At 43.2% G+C, this 21,131-nt stretch carries 12 protein-coding genes; 3 read left to right on the top strand and 9 right to left on the bottom strand.

What is annotated here, in order from left to right:
* Positions 1 to 99 precede the first annotated feature (99 nt).
* The 4 genes from DWY07_RS11745 to DWY07_RS11730 all read right to left on the bottom strand — a co-directional run bounded on the left by DWY07_RS11745 (position 100) and on the right by DWY07_RS11730 (position 9,768).
* Complete coding sequence (locus DWY07_RS11745; RefSeq protein ID WP_117823311.1) at positions 100 to 1,668, bottom strand: glutamate synthase subunit beta; 1,569 nt, start codon at positions 1,666 to 1,668, stop codon at positions 100 to 102.
* Positions 1,669 to 1,670: 2 nt separating this feature from the next.
* Positions 1,671 to 6,218, bottom strand: a complete 4,548-nt coding sequence (gene gltB / locus DWY07_RS11740; protein ID WP_117823308.1) for a glutamate synthase large subunit — start codon at positions 6,216 to 6,218, stop codon at positions 1,671 to 1,673.
* A gap of 320 nt (positions 6,219 to 6,538) precedes the next feature.
* A complete protein-coding gene (locus DWY07_RS11735; protein WP_181983927.1) occupies positions 6,539 to 7,834 on the bottom strand; it encodes a glycoside hydrolase family 3 N-terminal domain-containing protein in 1,296 nt (431 codons plus the stop codon).
* Between the two features lie 107 nt (positions 7,835 to 7,941).
* The gene (locus DWY07_RS11730; RefSeq protein ID WP_181983926.1) at positions 7,942 to 9,768 is read right to left on the bottom strand and encodes an LCP family protein; all 1,827 of its coding nucleotides are present in this window, start codon (positions 9,766 to 9,768) and stop codon (positions 7,942 to 7,944) included.
* A gap of 201 nt (positions 9,769 to 9,969) precedes the next feature.
* On the opposite strand from DWY07_RS11730, the gene DWY07_RS11720 reads away from it, so the two are divergent.
* Positions 9,970 to 11,196 (top strand): argininosuccinate synthase, encoded by a 1,227-nt coding sequence (locus DWY07_RS11720; RefSeq protein ID WP_021944730.1) that lies wholly within the window; start codon positions 9,970 to 9,972, stop codon positions 11,194 to 11,196.
* A 277-nt stretch (positions 11,197 to 11,473) separates the two neighbouring features.
* Here DWY07_RS11720 and DWY07_RS11715 read toward each other — a convergent pair whose 3' ends face one another.
* From DWY07_RS11715 to DWY07_RS11705, 3 genes are read right to left on the bottom strand one after another with little or no spacing between them, the layout of a single operon-like run.
* Positions 11,474 to 12,628: an ABC transporter permease gene (locus DWY07_RS11715; RefSeq protein ID WP_117823300.1), complete on the bottom strand. Its 1,155-nt coding sequence runs from the start codon at positions 12,626 to 12,628 to the stop codon at positions 11,474 to 11,476.
* Positions 12,615 to 13,748 carry an ABC transporter permease gene (locus tag DWY07_RS11710; RefSeq protein ID WP_117823298.1) on the bottom strand — a complete coding sequence of 378 codons (1,134 nt, stop codon included), beginning with the start codon at positions 13,746 to 13,748 and terminating at the stop codon, positions 12,615 to 12,617. Before DWY07_RS11710 ends, DWY07_RS11715 begins: the two co-directional genes overlap by 14 nt.
* A gap of 11 nt (positions 13,749 to 13,759) precedes the next feature.
* Complete coding sequence (locus DWY07_RS11705; protein WP_242997354.1) at positions 13,760 to 14,698, bottom strand: ABC transporter ATP-binding protein; 939 nt, start codon at positions 14,696 to 14,698, stop codon at positions 13,760 to 13,762.
* A 304-nt stretch (positions 14,699 to 15,002) separates the two neighbouring features.
* On the opposite strand from DWY07_RS11705, the gene DWY07_RS11700 reads away from it, so the two are divergent.
* Together DWY07_RS11700 and DWY07_RS11695 are read left to right on the top strand one after the other, a co-directional pair.
* Positions 15,003 to 16,091, top strand: a complete 1,089-nt coding sequence (locus tag DWY07_RS11700; RefSeq protein WP_117823294.1) for a histidine kinase — start codon at positions 15,003 to 15,005, stop codon at positions 16,089 to 16,091.
* Between the two features lie 5 nt (positions 16,092 to 16,096).
* The gene (locus tag DWY07_RS11695; protein ID WP_117823292.1) at positions 16,097 to 16,720 is read left to right on the top strand and encodes a response regulator transcription factor; all 624 of its coding nucleotides are present in this window, start codon (positions 16,097 to 16,099) and stop codon (positions 16,718 to 16,720) included.
* Between the two features lie 47 nt (positions 16,721 to 16,767).
* Here the strand turns inward: DWY07_RS11695 and DWY07_RS11690 are convergent, their stop codons facing one another.
* Positions 16,768 to 19,407, bottom strand: coding sequence for a YfhO family protein (locus DWY07_RS11690; protein WP_181983925.1), 2,640 nt, complete (start codon positions 19,405 to 19,407; stop codon positions 16,768 to 16,770).
* Between the two features lie 22 nt (positions 19,408 to 19,429).
* Entirely contained in the window at positions 19,430 to 20,794 is a 1,365-nt protein-coding gene (locus tag DWY07_RS11685) for a cell wall hydrolase (RefSeq protein WP_117823288.1), read from the bottom strand.
* Positions 20,795 to 21,131: the final 337 nt, after the last annotated feature.

The raw sequence follows: 21,131 nt of genomic DNA, 5'->3' as shown, positions 1-21,131 counted from the left end.
CCAAAAAATTAGAAAATTTGCACATATTTAACAGAAGAAACTGCCATGCAGACATCCTCACTCCGGACATCTGCATAACAGTTTCTTCTATAAATATATTTAGCTGTTCAGGTTTGTATATCCAACCAACATCGAATCTACTGCAACAGCAGCTTCTCTACCTTCATGGATCGCCCATACGACCAGCGACTGGCCTCTGTGCATATCACCTGCAACAAATACCTTTGGCACATTTGTTACATAGGACTTCGGACATGCAGTCTTCACATTCGTACGTTCATTTAATTCTACGCCAAAGCTGTCTGCTACATACTTCTGGCTGCCAAGAAATCCGGCTGCGATCAGAACGACTTCACAGTCGATCACATACCCACTGTCCGGTACCTCTGTCATATTCATACGGCCGGTCTTTGGATCCTTCTGCCAGTCAAGTTTTACGCACTTGGCCCCCTTCACATTACCATCCTTATCCTTTAAGAACTCCTTAACGGTCGTCTCATAGATACGAGGATCGTGTCCGTATACTGCAATTGCTTCCTGCTGACCATAATCGGTCTTGCAGACTCTCGGCCACTCCGGCCATGGGTTATTCTCTGCTCTCTGATCCGGAAGCTTCGGCATCATCTCAAGCTGGGTAACACTCTTTGCTCCTTCTCTGACGGCAGTTCCCACACAGTCATTACCGGTATCACCGCCGCCGATAACCAGAACATTTTTACCCTTGCAGTTCACGAACTGCTTATCTGCAAACTTTGAATTTACAAGACTCTTTGTCGTTGTCTTTAAGAAATCAACCGCAAAATAGATTCCCTTCGCATCTCTGCCTGCTGCCTTGATATCTCTTGGATTGGATGCGCCGCAGGCAAGTACAACTGCATCATATTCCTTTAACAGATCTTCTGCCTTTACATACTTCTGATTTGGATTCTTCAGATATCCTGTGATCGGGTCATCCTTTGGATACGGTGACTTTGCTGTGGACTTTCCGGTTGCCACTTCTGTATTTAATATAAAACGGATGCCTCGCTTTTCCATATATGCGATCTTACGGTCGATGACTTCTTTTTCCAGTTTCATATTTGGAATACCATACATCAGAAGTCCGCCCGGTCTGTCACTTCTCTCATATACAGTGACGTCATGTCCACGGCTGTTTAACATATCCGCTACAGCAAGTCCAGATGGACCGGAACCAATCACGGCAACTTTTTTGTCAGTTTTTCCTTTTGGAGGCTGATCATTTACCAGACCATTTGCATAGGCATATTCAATGATCGCACGTTCATTTTCTCTTACGGATACCGGATCACCGTTAATATTACAGGTACACGCCTTCTCACAGAGAGCCGGACATACACGGCTGGTAAATTCAGGAAAATTATTGGTCTTGCTCAGTCTGGCATAAGCATGTTCCCAGTTGTCATTATAGATCATATCGTTCCATTCAGGGATCAGATTATTTAACGGACAACCGGATGCCATACTGCCGATCATCATACCTGCCTGACAGAATGGAACACCACAGTCCATACATCTGGCAGCCTGGATCTTCTGTTCTTCAAGACTTAATGGTATATGGAATTCATTGAAATTCTTAATTCTTTCTTCCGGAGCGATCTCTATACTGGTTTCTCTTTCATATTCTAAAAATCCCGTTGGCTTTCCCATATCTATTTACCTCCATTTTTAATCTTGTAGAATGCTTCGATCGTTGCCTGTTCACTGGTCAAACCCTTTTCTTCCATCGCAACAATGGTGTTCATCATCTTCTCATAATCCTTTGGAATGATCTTCTTGAATTTTGGAAGATACTCATTAAACTTATCCAGGATTCGTTTTCCAATCTCTGAATTTGTATAATTTACATGATCCATGATCATCTGCTTCAGTTCACCGATCTCATATTTGTCGGATACTGCTTCCACATGGATCATTTCCTTATTCAGACGCTTATACAGGTCATTCTCCATATCAAGAACATATGCGATACCACCACTCATGCCGGCTGCAAAGTTCTTTCCGGTGCGTCCAAGGACTACCACCTTACCACCTGTCATATATTCACAACCATGATCGCCGACACCTTCAACAACTGCGGTTGCTCCGGAGTTACGAACTGCAAATCGCTCACCGGCAACGCCGTTGATATATGCCTTGCCACTGGTTGCTCCGTAAAGTGCTACATTACCGATAATAATATTGTCTTCATGGACAAATTTTGCGGAACGTGGCGGATATACGATCAGCTTACCACCGGAAAGTCCTTTTCCGAAGTAGTCATTGCTGTCTCCGACAAGCTCTAAGGTAAGTCCCTTTGGTACAAATGCACCAAAGCTCTGTCCACCTGCACCATTACATTTTACAAGGTAAGAATCATCCTCCAAGGTATCTCCATAGCGCTTTGTGATCTCTGATCCGAAGATCGTACCAACGGAACGATCGGTATTCACAACATCGATCTCGATACTCTTCTTCTGTCCCTTTTCAAGAGCAGGTCCAAGTTTCTTTAACAGAACACGCATATCGATCGTCTTTTCAAGCTGGAAGTCATATGGATGCTTCTCGTTATATTTGATCTTATTCTGAGGTGCGTCAATATATGGATTATTGATGATCAGTGACAGATCAACATTTCTGTCCTCTGCTCCCTTTCCTGCATATAACAAATCGGAACGTCCTACCAGTTCATCCACCGTTCTGACACCAAGCTTCGACATATATTCACGAAGCTCCTCTGCAATAAATTTCATAAAGTTGATGACATATTCCGGTTTGCCTTTGAATCTCTTACGAAGCTCCGGATTCTGTGTAGCGATACCAACCGGACAGGTATCCAGATTACATACCCGCATCATTACACAACCCATGGTTACCAGCGGAGCTGTTGCAAATCCGAATTCCTCTGCACCAAGCATGGCTGCGATTGCAACATCACGTCCGGTCATCAGCTTACCATCGGTTTCAAGGATAACCTTGTTACGAAGATCATTCTTGATCAATGTCTGGTGTGTCTCTGCCAGACCAAGCTCCCAAGGAAGTCCTGCATAATGAATGGAGTTATTTGGTGCTGCACCGGTACCACCATCGTAACCGGAGATGAGGATAACCTGTGCTCCTGCCTTTGCAACACCGGCTGCAACTGTACCAACACCGGCTTCTGATACCAGTTTTACAGAGATTCTTGCATCACGGTTTGCATTCTTGCAATCGTAGATCAACTGTGCCAGATCCTCGATCGAATAAATATCATGATGTGGTGGTGGTGAGATCAGGCTGACACCCGGAGTAGATAACCGAGTCTTTGCGATCCATGGATATACCTTTCCACCAGGAAGATGTCCACCTTCACCCGGCTTTGCGCCCTGTGCCATCTTGATCTGGATCTCTTTTGCGCTGACCAGATATCTGGATGTAACACCGAATCGTCCAGATGCTACCTGCTTGATCGCGGAGCAACGGTTCTTACCGTCTTTTCCTATTGTTAATCGGTCGATCGACTCTCCACCTTCACCGGAATTGGATTTACCACCGATCGTATTCATTGCGATCGCCATACATTCATGTGCTTCCTGTGAAATGGAACCATAACTCATTGCTCCGGTCTTGAAACGTTTTACAATGGATTCTACCGGTTCTACCTCTTCCAGCGGAATTGGATTCTCAGCATATTTGAATTCCATCAGTCCTCTCAAATGGAATGGTTTTGTCTCATCTTCCAGACATGCGGTATATTGCTTGAACAGGCTGTAATCTCCTCTTCTGGTCGCCTGCTGCAGCAGGTAGATCGTCTGTGGATTATACAGATGCTCTTCCTTACCGCTTCTGAACTTATGTGCACCGATGCTTGTCAGTGCAAGATTAGTATCCAGGCCAAGCGGATCAAATGCAGATGAATGAAGGGCATCCACGGTCTTCTCGATCTCCTTGATACCGGAACCGCCTACGCAGCTTACTGTATTTGTGAAATATTTATCAACGACCTCTTTGGAAAGTCCGATACATTCAAAGATCTGGGATCCCATGTAAGACTGGATCGTTGATACGCCCATCTTGGATGCGATCTTTACGATGCCATGCATGATCGCTGCATTGTAATCATCAACAGCCGCATTGAAATCCTTATTTAACAGATGACTGTCTACCATCTGTTTGATCGTCTCAATTGCCAGATATGGGTTGACAGCACAGGCACCGTAACCAAGCAGGGTTGCAAAATGATGCACATTTCTAGGATCGGCACTCTCCAGAATGATTGCAACCGAAGTTCTCTTCTTGGTCCTTACCAGATGCTTCTGCATAGCCGAAACTGCTAATAAGGAAGGAATCGCAACATGTGTTTCATCGACACCACGGTCTGACAGGATCAGGATATTTACACCATCACGGTACAGCTTGTCTGCTTCTACGAACAACCGGTCTAACGCTTTTTCCAGTGATGTATTCTTATAGTAAAGGATTGGAAGAACGCCGACCTTCAATCCTTCTACCTTCATGTTCTTGATCTTTAAAATATCAGTATTTGTAAGGATTGGATTATGGATCTTTAATACATGACAGTTTTCCGGCTTCTCTTCCAGAATGTTGCCATCCTTTCCAAGATATACGGAAGTTGATGTAACGATCTCCTCACGGATCGCATCAATCGGAGGATTCGTTACCTGAGCAAATAACTGTTTGAAATAGTTAAACAATGGCTTGTCACTGTTTGAAAGTACAGCAAGCGGAGTATCCGTTCCCATTGCACTGATCGCTTCTGCACCTTTTTCAGCCATTGGATAGATCGTATTCTTAAAGTCCTCAAATGTATAACCAAATGCTTTCTGAAGCTTTGCCCGTTCTTCATCGGTATATTCCTCTACACGGATGTTCGGGATCTTCAGGTCATTTAACTTGACCAGATTACTGTCGAGCCATTCACCATATGGTTTTGCTTTTGCATATTTTTCTTTGATCTCATCATCAGAGATCAGACGGCCGTTTACCGTATCAACTAAAAGCATACGTCCCGGTCTTAAACGATCCTTCTTTACGATCTTTGACGGATCGACCTCTAATACACCAACCTCTGAGGAAAGGATCAGGTAATCATCATCTGTTATATAATATCTGGAAGGTCTGAGTCCGTTACGGTCGAGCACTGCACCCATGATATCTCCGTCTGTGAACAGGATCGATGCAGGTCCGTCCCAAGGTTCCATCATAGTTGCATAATACTGATAGAAGTCCTTTTTCTCCTGACTCATAAATCGGTCATTCTCCCAAGGCTCCGGAATCGTGATCATAACGGCAAGTGGAAGCGGAATGCCATTTAATACCAGGAACTCCAGACAGTTATCCAGTCTGGCGGAATCGGAACCATTTGGATCAAGTACAGGCATAACCTTGTACATCTCATCCTGCATGATCGTGGATTCCATTGTCTCTTCTCTGGCGATCATCTTATCTTCATTTCCACGGATCGTATTGATCTCACCATTGTGGCAAAGATAACGGTATGGATGTGCACGAAGCCAGCTAGGCGTTGTATTCGTTGAGAATCTTGAATGTACAAGTCCGATTGCTGATTCATAATCCGGATCCTGAAGGTCGTTATAGAACTTACGAAGCTCTCCAACTAAGAACATACCTTTATATACGATCGTCTTGCTGGAAAGTGATGGCACATAGGTATCATCGTTACTTTCTTCAAATATTCTTCTAACAAAATACAGTTTCCGGTCAAAATCAAGTCCTGCTTTTACGGTTGCCGGTCTCTTGATAAACGCCTGCATGATACATGGCATAACATCAATAGCTTTCTTACCGAGGATACCCGGAGTCGTCGGAACCATTCTCCAGCATAAGAACTCCAGTCCTTCTTTCTCGACAATAACCTCGAACATCTTCATTGCCTGTTTTCTTGACAGTTCATCCTGTGGAAAGAAAAACATACCAACACCATAATCCCGTTCCTTCCCCAGATCATATCCGAGTTCTGCAACGGCTTTTCTGAAAAACTTGTGTGAGATCTGAAGAAGGATACCTACACCGTCACCGGTTTTTCCTTCTGCATCTTTTCCTGCTCTGTGTTCCAGATTTTCAACAATCTTTAACGCATTATTTACGGTCTCATGTGTCTTAATGCCCTTGATATTCACAACAGCACCGATACCGCAGTTATCATGTTCATATTCTTCACGGTATAACCCTGGATTTTCTACATTTCTGTTATCTTCCATGCTCGTTTTCCTTTCCAACTTATTGCCAGTGCCTGTTGAGATCCTACTGCCCGATCATCTGATAGTATTTCTCAAATACAGCTCTGTGTTTTTATGATTTGTAATCATACTATCTTTTTTCCCGTTTGTAAACAACTTTTTTCGTCAAATTGTCAGATAGTTTGTAAACTTAATTTTGTAAAGCATTTTGTATTTACAATTTATCGTATTTATATATTAAAAAATGCAACTCAAGTGGTTTTATCCCCATGAATTGCATTTTTACTCATAATTTTTTCTGATATTTTCATCATTTTATATCATGTTTTTGAATTGTGTTACTATTGTTTCTCAATTTTATGATCTATCTGGATTCCATTTACCTGTTTTGCCATCAGTATCCGTTCCACGCTTTCATCGATCCGCTTCTCTGTCAGTTCTCCCTTGTCTAACGCAGTCAGAATCCCTTCAACCGTTTCCCCAAGTTCTTCCGGTTCAAGGATCAGATCCACCCCTGCCCGGATTGCCAGCACTGCTGCTTCTCCCGGTTCATAATGATCCGTGATCGCTTCCATCTGAAAGGAGTCTGTGATGATTAGTCCATGAAAGGCCAGCTCGTTTCGCAGGCAGTCTGTAACCAGTGTTTCCGAGAGATCCGCCGGCTGATCTGATATGTCAGGCACTACCAGATGCCCGATCATAACACAATCGGCCCCTGCCCGGATTCCTGCCCGAAACGGAACAAACTCCTGCGTTTCCAGTTCTTGCAGCGTTCCCCTTACATATGCCGTTCCATAATGGGAATCCTCAACGGTATCCCCGTGTCCCGGAAAATGCTTCAAGGTGCACATCACGCCACCGGCATGAAAGCCCTCCACTGCATACGGAATCAGCTCCGCCGCCTGTTCATAATCATCACTGTATGCCCGTTTTCCGATCACGGTATTCTTAGGATTCGACCACACATCAGCCACCGGTGCGAAATCCAGATTAAACCCATAATATGCCAGATTGCTACCAAGCTCCCTCGCATTTTCAAATGCCGTATCCGTACCATCATCCTTATATTCATACATCGGATCGATCGTCCCGCCTTCCCGGTTTCCGAGGTTCGACAGTACCCGGCTGACATTTCCGCCTTCTTCATCAACCGCAAGGAATAATGCGATCTCCGATTGCTTCTGCAAATTTTTAAGCAGTTTCTTTAATTGCTTTTTGTTTTCGATATTTCTGGACTTCAGCATGATCCCGCCTACCGGATAGTCTGCAAGTGCCTGCTTCATTTCCGCATCCACTTTTGTGACATCATGTGTTGTGACCAGATTTTCCGGATCGGCAATGATCATCTGGCACACCTTCTCCCACAGTGTCATCGTAGATATGTACTGTTTTACCATAGCTGCCTGCTCCAGCTTACCTTCTGTTTCCAGTTCCCACTCTGACAAGATATAACTTTCTCTTCCACGAAACGGAATGATCTCTGTTTCTTCATCCGGAAGCTCTGCCGCGTATACATGGGTGATTGCATCCTGCTCTACCATATTCAGTTGTTGGTTACCGTTTCCGGCATTTCCGATTCCAAATCCTGCTGTCAGAACAACAGTCAGAATCCCGGATATCCACCATCGTTTTCTCATATGCATGATACCTGTCTTTCTTCGTTCTTGTGAAAAAGAACCTGAAAACCGCATCGGATACAGTTCTCAGGTTCTCTGTCTGAATCTATTTACCCGGCATCTGCCGACTATTCATTTTCTATCATACCCTCCGGAGGTGTTGTGATCGTCTTCACATCCGATGAATCATCTTCTTCTGTACCGTTTCCAGCTTCTGAAGCAGACTCCGTCGACTCAGTCGTAACTTCACTGACCGCCTGCTCGATATCAATGCTGCCTGCTGATGCCACACCGGTTTCATCAGCAATCGTTTTACTGATCGCAGCCGCCATTGTCGATACCGAATATCCGCTATCTCCATACAGCCATGCATGAAGTGCTGTTACATTTGCCGCCATATCTGCAGGCACGATCACACTGCCCTTATCCTCAAGGGATGCGAAGCTATAGGCAAATGGAAAGCCCGTATTGCCTGTGATCTTGTAAGAAGCAACATTCTTCGCAAGCTTCTCCGCCTCTGTCTTTGTAAGACTAGTAGAGATACAGTTAAAGGATACATCCAGCAGATTGCGGATCGTATCGCCTCCTGCATTTCCCAGCTTGTTGATCAGACCTAACAAAACGATTCTCTGTCGTTCGGTTCTGGTAATATCACCCTTTGCATTGCTCCGGATCCTGGTATAGGCTACTGCCTGCTGACCATTCAGGAGCTGTTTTCCCGCAGAATGAACACCATTGGAGTATTCTCCTGATATTGCGATCTGTTCTGCCAGATTCTTATTCAGGCTGTTGACTTCTTCCTCTTCGATCGTTATCTCCACACCACCAAGTGCATTGATAATGCTTGACATCGCATTAAAATCTACCGTTATATAATCTGTGATCTTCAGATCCAGATTCGTGTTCAGTGTGTTAATGGACATTAATGCTCCGCCCAACTGATATGCGTAATTTACCTTCTGTGTAACCGGTGTCTCACCCTGGATCTCAAACAATGTATCTCTGTACACGGATACCAACTTTACTTCCTTTGTGTCATTATTGATACTGACAAGAAGGATCGTATCACTGTTGGTTCCTGTATTCAGATTGGCGTCTCTGGAATCCACACCATACAATGCGATCGTTGTATATCCTTTCGTCGCATCTTCCACGCCATCATTCACTGTCAGGTCTGATTCCGCAATCGGACGGATATCCATCTGGTTATATTTGTATGATTTGTTTGCTCCAATATAACTTATCGTCAGCACGATAAAGACAATCAAAAGGACAACTCCGACGATCAGCCAACGATTAACAACAGATACAGTTCCAGATTGTTTCCGTTCCCTGTCCTTATCCTCTTTCTCTTCCTGTTCCTTTTTCAGATTCTGAAATGCCCGGCCGGCGCCAAACAATATATTCTGAAGATTCTCCTTGGCTGCTGATGTGCGTCCGCCATCTTCTTCCATAAAATCATCCGAAGAGTCATCATCATAATCAGCTTCTTCCGGTTCCGGCTCTTCTGTCAGTTCCAAAGTCTCTTCTTTGTCAAGTCCTGCATTCTTTCTTGCCAGCCGTTTCCGTTCCCGTTCTGCAGCAGCTTCAATATCATTTTTCTTTTCAGCTTTCTTTTCGATTTTCTTCTCTTCTTTTTTATTTTCTTCCTTTTTCTCCGGTTTCTTTGATACGCCGACTTCCTGTAATACAGATTCCAGCTTGTCCGCATACTCTTTATACGATTCCGACACCGGTTCCGGCGCTCTCTGTGTATCTTCCTTCTCCGATGTCTCCGACTGCTCCTGTATCTCATTCATACCCGCAGGAGCCTCCATTTCCTCTGTATCTGCACTTCCATTGATGATCGCATCGATCCGGTCATCATCGTCAGTCGTCATTTCCTTATTCCGTTGTAACAGTCTGTCCCGATATTCGGATAGACGTTGATCGAATTGTGTAGTCTTCTTATCCATATAAATAAAGACATCCTCTCTGCAACTTATTTTACGACATTATTATTTACATGATACAATAAAAAAGTGCAATTTACAACCAATATTCCTTTCAAAGTCCGATTTTCAGACCAGCATTTTCCAAAAATACTTGCATAATATTCATTACCGTTATATATTTATTTGCAGGTAAAACTTTATGAATTTAAGGAGGATTTAGAAATGGCAAAAGACAAAGTTGTTCTTGCATACTCAGGCGGTCTTGATACAACAGCTATCATCCCTTGGTTAAAAGAAACTTATGATTACGATGTTATCTGCGCCTGCATCGACGTAGGACAGGAAAGTGAGCTGGAAGGACTGGATGAAAGAGCAAAATATTCAGGGGCTTCCAAGTTATACATTCTGGATGTTGTTGATGAATTATGTGATGAATACATCATGCCAACCGTTCAGGCAGATGCTGTATATGAGAATAAATATTTACTCGGTACTTCTTTCGCAAGACCTCTGATCGCTAAGAAATTAGTTGAGGTTGCTCGTAAGGAAGGCGCTGTTGCGATCTGTCACGGCGCAACAGGAAAAGGAAATGACCAGTTAAGATTTGAGCTTTCAATTAAGGCTCTTGCTCCTGACATCAAGGTTATCGCTGTATGGAGACAGCCGGAATGGAAGCTGGATTCCCGTGATGCGGAGATCGCATACTGTCAGGCACATGGTATTAATCTTCCATTTGATGCTGCTCATTCTTACAGCCGTGACCGTAATATCTGGCACATCAGCCATGAAGGTCTGGAACTGGAGAATCCTGCAAACGAACCAAACTACGATGATCTTCTGGTTCTCGGTGTTACCCCTGAAAAGGCACCGGATGAGGATGAATATCTGACACTTGATTTTGAAAAGGGTATCCCAACTGCTATTAATGGTACAAAGATGAAAGTTTCTGATATCATTCGTGAATTAAACCGTTTAGGTGGCAAACATGGTATCGGTATTATCGATATCGTTGAGAACCGTGTTGTCGGCATGAAGTCCCGTGGTGTTTATGAGACTCCCGGCGGAACAATTCTGATGGAAGCTCACAAGCAGTTAGAGGAGCTGACTCTGGATCGTGAAACACTTGCATACAAGAAGCTCGTAGCAACCAAGTTTGCCGATCTTGTATACGAAGGAAAGTGGTTCTGCCCTCTTCGTGAATCACTTCAGGCATTTGTTGAAAAGACACAGGAGACAGTTACCGGTCAGGTTAAGATGAGACTGTACAAGGGAAATATCATCAAAGCCGGAACAACTTCTCCATATTCTCTGTATTCTGAGAGTCTTGCAAGCTTCACTACCGGTGAGCTGTACGACCATAAGGATGCAACCGGATTCATCAACCTGTTCGGTCTGTCCATGAAAGTCCGCGCAATGATGAACGAGAAGAACAAGAACAACGACAAATAATAGTTGAAATGGAAGCGGCATTCCTGTTATAAAGGAAATTTCTTCCGTAAATCTTTGAAATAAAATGGGAAATACATTACATATTATTCCGCAAGTCGTTCGCACTCTATTTTAACGCAACGGTACTAAGCTCCTCGCCCATGGCGACTCGCTAAGAACCGGCGTTAAAAAAGGCTTGCTTTATAATAGTAATGCTATTTCCCATTTTGTTTTATATATCGATTTCCAGATATGTTTCCTTCACAACAGGAATACCGCTTCCATTTTTTAGATATTTTCACGCCACCAGGCGGTGGTTTCTGGTACGATCGATCACGATTGCAATCGTGATGATGGCGGCTGCAAAGAGCACCTCGATTCCCATATATACGAATGCTTCCGATGGTATCTTTGCCTCATAGTCCAGAAGATCAACAACTTTGACATACCAGTAAGCCGGAAGAAAATGTGCCAGCTTAATGACTCCTGCTCCAAGGAATTCCACCGGAACAAAGATGCCGGACAGGAACGCCATACCAAGGGACACTATATTGCCGATCATACTGAAACCTTCCTCATTTCGGGCAATCTTACTTGCAAGAAAGGCAAGTGCCATGGCTACAAACATGTAGCAGACCATATTGAGCAGATTCCCAAGTCCTGCTGCCGTAAACATTTCTTTTCTGAATACAAAGCATCCTCCAACCGCAAATACAGCACATCCAAGAAATCCTGTTACGATCGTTCCAAGAAGGATTTCTTTTGTCATATTGGAATATTTATATGCCGAGCTTGCGATCCGTTCTCTTAATTCTTTTTTGTCATATACGATCAATACCGGACTTACACCTTCGATCATCATGACCACAAATATCCATCCCAGATAACTGAAAAATGTATATCTCGTACTATGTTTTCCGCCATGGTCTTCGCTTATCATTGTTACGTTCGTTCTGATCTGAAACAGTTCATTTACCTGAGCTGCTGCCTCCGCCCGGTCATATCCGGCTGCAAAATATGCATTCAAATAAGAGATGTATTTATTCACGCCCGATTCAAACAGTTCCACCTTGCTCCGGTTCGGAATTGCAACGATCTCGATATAATCGGACAGATCTTCCTTATCCAGATGATCCGCATAACCCTTTTTAATGCGGACGATACAGTCCGTATTCCGGTTAAACAGACTGTCCTGCATCGCTTCCGTTGTATCTGTTTTTAATTCAGCATGTTTATGTGCATGATCCAGATACAAAAACAGTTCTTCACTTTCTGCCGTCTGGTCATAATCAAACCAGGCGAATTTACACTTCATGCTTTTATATTCATCTTCTGTTTTACCGGAATTCGGCAATATAAATCCAAATATAATGCCTGCAAAGATTCCAATATACATCAGCATTGAGCCTTTTTTCTTATTTAAGATTTTAAAATAGGATTTAAACACTTGCATATTTATTCCTCCTTAAGACCAGAATACTCGCTCCAAGCAGACAGACAGCCATACCGGTTAAGATCAGGATATTTCTGAAATAACGGTCGTAATTATCGTATACATTGAGTGCATAAAGGCAGTCCGTTACCAGCACTGCCGGATTAACCCGGTTCAATATCGGAAGTTTATCTTCAATACTGTTTTTAATTCCGTGCACCATCAGATCTGCCATAAAAGAGAAGGTCAAGCTGGCCGCTACCGCAATTCCAATCTTTCCTCCATATGAGCATTTTGACCAGGAACCAAGCAGCATTCCCCCGGCAATACCGATATTACATGCAATAAAGAGTACCAGTAAAATAGCCGGATACTTTGTTCCAAACTGTACACCGAACAGCCGCATATAGATCACAGTGATAACCTCCGCGGCAAACTGAACCAGCAGTAATGCCAGATACTCCGCCAGAACAGTCACAAGTTTAGGATTCGGTGACAGACAACGACGCATTCCAAGTGCGCTTTCATTTGCCTGCAGCTTATGCATTCTTGTGATTCCGGCAAAGGAAGAAAACAGGCAACTCATAGCAAGCACTGCATAGAAATAATTATAATACTCATCCTGACATCCGTCCGTTGTGGAAATCTCTTCATAATATACCGCATCGCTCTGCACTGTCTTCTGAATGATCTCCGATGCAGCCTCCGGATCCTTCTGCATCAGATTCAGATACATCTGTTCCATCTGCTTATACTGATTCAGGATTGATTCCAGTATCGACTCCTTGATGTCACTCTGCCTCACTGTCAGGCTCGCATCCGATGTATAGATCACACCGGTCACTTCTTCATCCTTTAACTTCTGAAGTGCTTCTTTCTCGCTAAGCACCTCCATGTCGATCCGTTTATCTTCGCCGTCCATGGAGAGCGTAGACAGCACCATCATAAGCGCTGTATCGTTCTCGCCATCCCTCACAACCGCAACCGGGATATCTTTAAACATTTCATCCTTTTCCATGATATTTCCAAATGCCATGTACATGAATGTGAATAATGCGATCGGGAACAGTATCGTCCAGAACAATGTATCTTTGCCTTTTATCAGCATTTTACCTGCATATTTAAAATTATGCCAAAACATATCCACCCCTCCTAATCCCGAAGCGTCTTTCCGGTGATCTCAAGGAACACATCGTTCAGACTCGGAAGCTCAGTATATACTTTTCCAAATAGTACCGCATGCTCCTTCATATATTCCATAACCCGGATCAGATTGTGATTTCCACCGGAGTAGATCAGTTTCAACATTCCATCCTGGTATGAACTGTCATACACATGCGGAAGCTGTCTCAGCTCCAGCAGTTGTTCATCTGTCAGTGCCGGAGCTTCTATGAAGATACTCTCCGTCTTCTTTATCATTTTTTTCAGTTCTTCCTTCGTACCAAGGGCGACCTTTTGTCCTTTATCCATGATCAATATACGGCTACAGATCTGTTCTACCTCTTCCATGTAATGAGAAGTGTAAATGATCGTTGCACCCTTCTTATTAAGCTCGACAATTCCCTCTAAGATCTTGTTCCTGCTCTGTGGATCTACCGCCACCGTCGGTTCATCAAAAAAAATCAGCTTTGGTTTGTGTGCAATTCCACATGCAATATTTAATCGTCTGAGAAGTCCTCCTGACAGCTTTTTCGGCAGGAACTTCTTATAGTCCTGAAGCTCGACAAATGCGATCGCATCCTCTACATACTGTTTTCTCATCTCTTTATCCCTGATATACAGTCCACAGAAATAATCAATATTCTCATATACCGTCATTTCGTCAAATACAGCCACATTCTGCATTACAACACCAATCTCCCGTTTCAGATCGTAGCTCGTCGATGTCATCTTCTTACCAAATACCCGGACATCGCCCTGATCATATGTAAGCAGCGACAAGATACAATTGATCGTCGTCGTCTTGCCCGATCCATTCGGTCCAAGCAGACCGAAGATCTCGCCCTCTTTTACCTCCAGATCAAAGTGTGATAATGCCACAAAATCTTTATATCGTTTCACCAGATCTTTTACTTCAATCGCATATTCCATAACTGTCTCCTCATTCATTTTCTATTCGGATGCTATCGTTTCTTCCGGCATCGCACCTGAAACCCATCGCATGTTTTCTATGTTATGCTGTCATTCTACCATACCAGGACAATTCTGTTCAGTGCCAATCTTCACATCCATAATATGACATTTGTCACATTCTTTTAAAATCCGGGGTTTTTCAACTGTAGTCAATTGACGCTGTATTTTTCAACAGGTATACTAATATCGTCACTTATGAATCCGATCCGGTTCACGCAATTACCTGACCCTCGCGTGACCGGTCCATATACAAGGGGAAGTTATGAAGCAAATTCTGACACGACTGCTTATATTTGCAATATGCTGTATTATGTGTATTCACACTTTTTCGATATCCACACACAGCGTAATATATATCCTGCTTACGATCATTCTAGCCTTTGGCACGATGCTGATTGCTGACAGACTCTCACCTGCATCTCTGACTCTGATCCATGCAGGCATATTTATTCTGTGCTGTATGATTCCTGAACTTGTTGTATTTCTTCCGCTTTTCTGCTTCTATCTGAGCAGACGGCCGGTCTGTTATACTGCTTCCCTCGGGATTCTTTCCATCATTTTTGCAGTCACAAAATTTTCTGCGGAAACACTTCTTTTAATATGTGTTCTCTGTCTGTGCAGCATCTTGTACGGATATCTGACCACAGAGCTTGCCACCCTTCATCAACAAATGAAACACCTTACGGATACATCGGAGACAAACGAGCTTCTGGCAAGGGAACGGATTCACATGATCCAGAAGGAACAGGATAACAGGATCTATACCGCAACCCTAAAAGAGCGAAACCGTATCGCCAGAGAGATCCATGATAATGTCGGTCACATGCTCACAAGATCCATTCTTCAGGTAGGTGCGATCCAGACGATCAACAAAGAACCGGTTCTTACCAATCCACTTTCCGATCTCCGTGCAACGCTGGATACTGCCATGAACAACATACGGTCAAGTGTCCACGACCTCCACGATGAATCTATCGATACAAAAGGTGCCATTCAGGATATGTTGAATGATATAACAGGCTTTCATACTTCATTTGAATATGATATGAGCAACATTGTTCCAAAGGATATCAAATACTGCCTTATCAGCATTGCCAAAGAAGCGATCACTAATGCCGTAAAGCACAGCAACGGCGATCAGCTCTCGATTCTGATCCGGGAACATCCGGGTCTCTATCAGTTGATGATCCATGATAACGGAACAGACATTCACCATACAGACTCCTCAGGCATCGGACTTACTAACATCCGGGAGCGAGTCCAAGCCTTATCCGGTACTTTACAGATCACAACCGATTCCGGCTTCCGCCTGTTTGTCAGTATTCCAAAACGCACACGAAAAGGAGATTGAACTGCATGAATATTATAATTGTTGATGATGATGCATTTGTCAGTGCATCTTTAAAGATCATATTAGAATCTTACTCAGATATTACCGTACTTGCGACCGGCGCAAATGGTCACGACGCCATCTTCCTGTACGATACATACATTCCCGATGTTCTGTTAATGGATATCCGTATGGAGGGCATGGATGGTCTGACCGCATCGAAAGAGATCATCACCGGACACCCTGACGCAAAGATTCTGTTACTTACTACCTTCGCCGATGATGACTATATCATCAAAGCCATCCGGACCGGCGCAAAGGGATACATCTTAAAACAGGATTTCGAGACAGTTGCATCTGCGATCACTGCCGTACACAACGGACAAACTGTTTTTGGAAATGAGATCATGAACAAGATCCCAACCCTATTACAGGCTGATGATCATTTTGATTACCTGTCCTACAATCTTACGGAAAAGGAATTTGAACTGATACGGCTGGTTGCAGACGGTCTGAACAACAAAGAAATTGCGGAGCAGCTCTTCCTCTCGGAAGGAACCGTCCGCAATTATCTCAGTAACATCCTTATGAAGCTTGACCTGCGCGACCGCACTCAGGTTGCCTGTTTTTATTATAAGAATTTATTATGATCTGTTTTTCAATATCTGCATTCCTATAAGCTGATAACTTGTATCCGTCATCTATCAGATGATTTTTTTCGGCAGATCACCATATATCCTGCCAGTATCAATATTCCAATTCCAGACAGGCATACGCCCACCATCAGATAAGGTGTATGGTAAGTCAGCATAATTACATGGTCACCTGCTTCAACCGGAACGCCCATCAGGCCGGTTCCAATCTTTACAGGAGCCAACTTTTTCCCATCTACAGTAGCCGTAAAGCCTTCATTGTACGGAACCGCCAAATACAGGATTCCAGCCTTGTCCGCTGTTATATGTCCATTTAAGCAATTGCCGTCATACCCATCAAATTCCATTGTATTCTTTAACACATACTCTTTAAATGCCTGAACCGTTTCCTCGTTTATCGCATACAAGGCAACTGTCTTTATGCCCGATTCATTCATAGCTGCTCCTGTAGCAAATCGCAGCTTAACCTCATCTCCTGCATTTACATTTCCAATATGTATCATGCCTGCTGATTCCGGATAGACCGAGCCAACAACCTGCTGACCATTCACATAAACATCAACGCCTTGCAATCTGGTGTCCGAACACTCTACATACAGATCCTCTGCCTGTTCTGCTTTATAGGAAACTATCATGGAGGTTGCAATATCCGCCTGAGCTGTATAAGCATAGACACCATCGCCCTGCTTTGCTGCATCCAGGCCGGTAAATGAGATCATATCATCTGTAAGAGTCTTCTTCTCAAACAGATCTGAAAGCTCCGGCTGACCCATTCCAAGCATTACCAGTTCATTCTGATTTTCGGCTGCACTCCTCTCTCCACTCCAGTTCAGAATGTCCTCATCCAGAAGGAAGCCCATCCCTGCAAGAGCATCCGCCTCATACAGATATCCATATGTTCCATCCGGTGCTGCCACCATATGATATCCACCTGCTGCTCCTAATTCATTTGTCATAATATACCGGACATTATACATCAGTGCTGTAACCGGAGTCGTTCTTCTGTAGGTATACTCTATATTCTGATAATGTGATAATCCAAGACTAACAAAGGAATCAATGGCAGAACCATTTGCCATGGAGGAATAGCAGTTTGTATTTGATAACTGCAGATAATCATAGGAATACAATGCCGTCTTACGTTCTCCGGCTTCCAGATCACATTCTGCATATGCCGTTTCCCTGGATGTCTGTTTTATATCATCTGTAAGACTTCTGTTATTTCCCTTTGCACTCAGTACATAGCTGCCATTTAACACCAGCTCTATGATCCAAAGGCTGACCACCCATATATAAAAGGTCTTCCATTTGATGCTTTTCCGGAGTGCAAAGACAAACAAACCAAAATAAGCAACGATAAATATGAGTACCGCTACATAGGAATTTGGATTTGTTTCATCGCGATTGAAGAACAGCTCCAGCAGAAACAATACAAGGCAGCTTCCAAATGCTGCTCCTGCCTGCCACATCCGGATCTTCTTTATATTCAACAGACATACATAGGCTGCCCCAAGCAGCAAAAATGTCCAGATAAATGCAAAACGATTTCCCATACCGTGTGTGACTGCGAATCCATGAAGCACATAATTCAGTCCTGCCTGATTCATTGCAAATGCAAGAAATATCAGAACTGTCAGATACCGGAGCTTCCAGGTCCATTCTATCTTCTTCATAAAGAACAACAGGATCACAAGCAATACAATCAGTGTGCCACAATAATTATTATGATTAAACAGATTGCCTGTCGTCACCTTATTCAACGGGTAAAATGAATTGATAAAATTACCGATATTACCAAGCTGATACCACGGCAGCTTATCATCCATACTTCCTGCCCCGGACAAATGCAACACTGCATAAAAAGCAGGAACCAGTACCACACCTGCGATCATCCCTGCTATAACGGACCAGATCAGAAACCGGAGAATCCCCCTGCCAAATTCACGAAGAGTTTTCCAGTCCTGTAACAGGAAATACAGCACGATAAACAGGCACAGATAAAAGGCAAAATAAAAATTCACGATAAATCCAACCGCAAGCAGCACTGTATAAGCAATCTTTCCCTTACCGGCAGCCATCCGTTCTACTGCGATCGCAAGAAACGGTACAAGGATCAGACCATCCAGCCAGATCACATTGTGCTCATATACCAGCACAAATCCGCACAGTGCATACGACAGAGACAAAACAATTTCAACTGCTGTCTGCCAGCCACGACCAGTTTCTTCATCTGCATACCGTTTCAACTCTGTACGTCTGAAAAAATACAGTCCCGAAGGAGCAAGCAGAGAAGCTTTGACAACGATCATAATAACCATTGCCAGCTCCACATGTCCGGATCCGCATATTACTGCTATGATATTAAACGGACTCATACAGTAATAAAACATATTTAAAAGCATGTCCATTCCCAGACCATGATCCCACAAAAAGGTACTTTTATCTCCGGAATGCAGCCATTCCAGAAAGGTCTGCAGCATTCCTGTATACTGATCATATGCATCCTGATACAGAAAGCTGTGGCTTCCAAATGGATACTGTCCGTTTATTATCATATTTACAATATAAAAGCCCAGACAAAACAGAAACAACAGAAGGTACATCATACCATGCATGTACCTTCTGTTCTTCTGAGTTGTCTGAGCATCGTTATAATTATCTTTTACATTCATCTGCCTCAACATATCTCTTACATCCATTCACTTATTAATAAAAACAATGATTTCCAATAACCGTATAATCGGATAAGGAATCCGTATCAATATAATTCACATTCAAGAAACTCATAAAAGATCCAATATTATTATTTCCTGCTAATGCATCATCTGCAGCCTGCTGTGCAGTAGACAGCGGTCCGTTCTGCAGATATCCCTGCATCACACTTCCGGTTGCCATCGGAAACTGATTTGGTGCATAAATAACAGATGAGATTGAATTGCCCCAGCTACCACTCTTTACACGATTCAGAACCACATTTGCAACTGCAAGCTGACCTTCGTATGGCTCATATCCAGCTTCCATGCTGACCAGACAGGCAAGCAGATAAGCATCATCATACTGAGATGGATCTACAGAAGATGCTTCTGTCGTCGCTTCCTCTGTTGTTGGTGCTTCTGTAACAGGTTCTTCCGTTGTCGGAGCCTCTGTGGTCACCTCTTCTGTCGTCGGTGTTTCTGTCGTATCGTCCGTTGTCGGCTCATCTACTGACATAACCTCAGGTTCTGATGCTTCTTCGGATGCAACCTCTTCTTCTGCAGATGCAACTTCTATTGTTTTCTGTGTCTCTGCATCAACCATTGCTGTATAATCATCGATTGTCATTGCGTACTCATAAGACTCTGCAACTGTGATATAATCTGCTGCTATGTACCCGGTAACATCATTTGCCAGTGTTACCTGAACCCAGTTCTTATCCTGTTCCTCTACAGGAAGAACCGTATCCTTTGCTACCAGCTCAAGAATATCAGAATCTGTTGACTTCTCTGCACGTACACGGACGGTATCATCCGTTACTGTTCCAAGCACTTTCTTATAATCTGCCGCATATGTCTCTGCATCCTTACCGGTCAGAATATAATCCCTGTTTACATATCCCGTTACATCACCGGAGGAAATTTTCACCCAGTCACCATCTGTTTCCAGAACATCACCTACATTACCATCAAACAGCTTTCCAACAATATCAGAATCCGTCGATGCTTCCTCACGGATATTTAATGTATCGTCAATCTTGGCGATAAATTTACCATCAAATTCGGACTTCTCTTCTGCTTTTGCTACTACTGTCTTCTTCTGTGCAGCCTTCTTGGTTGTACTGTTGTTCTGAAGTACAGTCGTATCGACAGAAGCAACCTCTTCACTGGTTGTCTCCACTTCAGCAGTCTGAACGGTCTGACTGTTCAGGTAAGCAGGGTTGTGATCCAACGCCTCCCCATACTTAACAACGAGTCCGATTCCTGCTGCCGTAACGATCGTAGCTGCTGCTACAAGCAGATTACGTTTCATATATCTATAACTGAATAAACCTCTTCTCATATGGGAAAAACGATTATTTCTTCTGTTAATTCTCATCTTTTCGTACCTATTTATTAAAAACCATGACAAAATGTTACATTTCTGTTAAAAATAATACTCTAATTTTGATTTCATGTCAATACGCATATGTCCCCCACATCAACTTTTTATAGTAAAATGTATTAATTTTTTGTGAATAAACAAAGGATTTTTTTGTTTATTTTATATAATCTGCTGTAATATTACTTTGTAATCACACACTTAACATTTCCGTCATAATTACAGATTTATTATAACATTTTCGCACAATACCAGCCATATTCTGAAATTTACTGAATTTATTCCACAGCAACGAAAAATCCATGCTATAATGGTGAAAAATCGTCAGCCAGCA

It is taken from the genome of Clostridium sp. AF23-6LB (assembly GCF_003461085.1).
In the GTDB taxonomy this organism is placed as follows: domain Bacteria; phylum Bacillota; class Clostridia; order Lachnospirales; family Lachnospiraceae; genus Coprococcus; species Coprococcus ammoniilyticus.
The sequence above is the reverse complement of the archived record's forward strand: the minus strand, read 5'-3'. Positions and strand labels throughout refer to the sequence as shown.

What these genes read in the sequence shown, in the direction of transcription:
- DWY07_RS11745 (WP_117823311.1), bottom strand. Translation starts at nt 1,668, where the DNA reads ATGGGAAAGCCAACGGGATTTTTAGAATATGAAAGAGAAACCAGTATA.
- gltB (WP_117823308.1), bottom strand. Translation starts at nt 6,218, where the DNA reads ATGGAAGATAACAGAAATGTAGAAAATCCAGGGTTATACCGTGAAGAA.
- DWY07_RS11735 (WP_181983927.1), bottom strand. Translation starts at nt 7,834, where the DNA reads ATGAGAAAACGATGGTGGATATCCGGGATTCTGACTGTTGTTCTGACA.
- DWY07_RS11730 (WP_181983926.1), bottom strand. Translation starts at nt 9,768, where the DNA reads ATGGATAAGAAGACTACACAATTCGATCAACGTCTATCCGAATATCGG.
- DWY07_RS11720 (WP_021944730.1), top strand. Translation starts at nt 9,970, where the DNA reads ATGGCAAAAGACAAAGTTGTTCTTGCATACTCAGGCGGTCTTGATACA.
- DWY07_RS11715 (WP_117823300.1), bottom strand. Translation starts at nt 12,628, where the DNA reads ATGCAAGTGTTTAAATCCTATTTTAAAATCTTAAATAAGAAAAAAGGC.
- DWY07_RS11710 (WP_117823298.1), bottom strand. Translation starts at nt 13,748, where the DNA reads ATGTTTTGGCATAATTTTAAATATGCAGGTAAAATGCTGATAAAAGGC.
- DWY07_RS11705 (WP_242997354.1), bottom strand. Translation starts at nt 14,698, where the DNA reads ATGGAATATGCGATTGAAGTAAAAGATCTGGTGAAACGATATAAAGAT.
- DWY07_RS11700 (WP_117823294.1), top strand. Translation starts at nt 15,003, where the DNA reads ATGAAGCAAATTCTGACACGACTGCTTATATTTGCAATATGCTGTATT.
- DWY07_RS11695 (WP_117823292.1), top strand. Translation starts at nt 16,097, where the DNA reads ATGAATATTATAATTGTTGATGATGATGCATTTGTCAGTGCATCTTTA.
- DWY07_RS11690 (WP_181983925.1), bottom strand. Translation starts at nt 19,407, where the DNA reads ATGTTGAGGCAGATGAATGTAAAAGATAATTATAACGATGCTCAGACA.
- DWY07_RS11685 (WP_117823288.1), bottom strand. Translation starts at nt 20,794, where the DNA reads ATGAGAATTAACAGAAGAAATAATCGTTTTTCCCATATGAGAAGAGGT.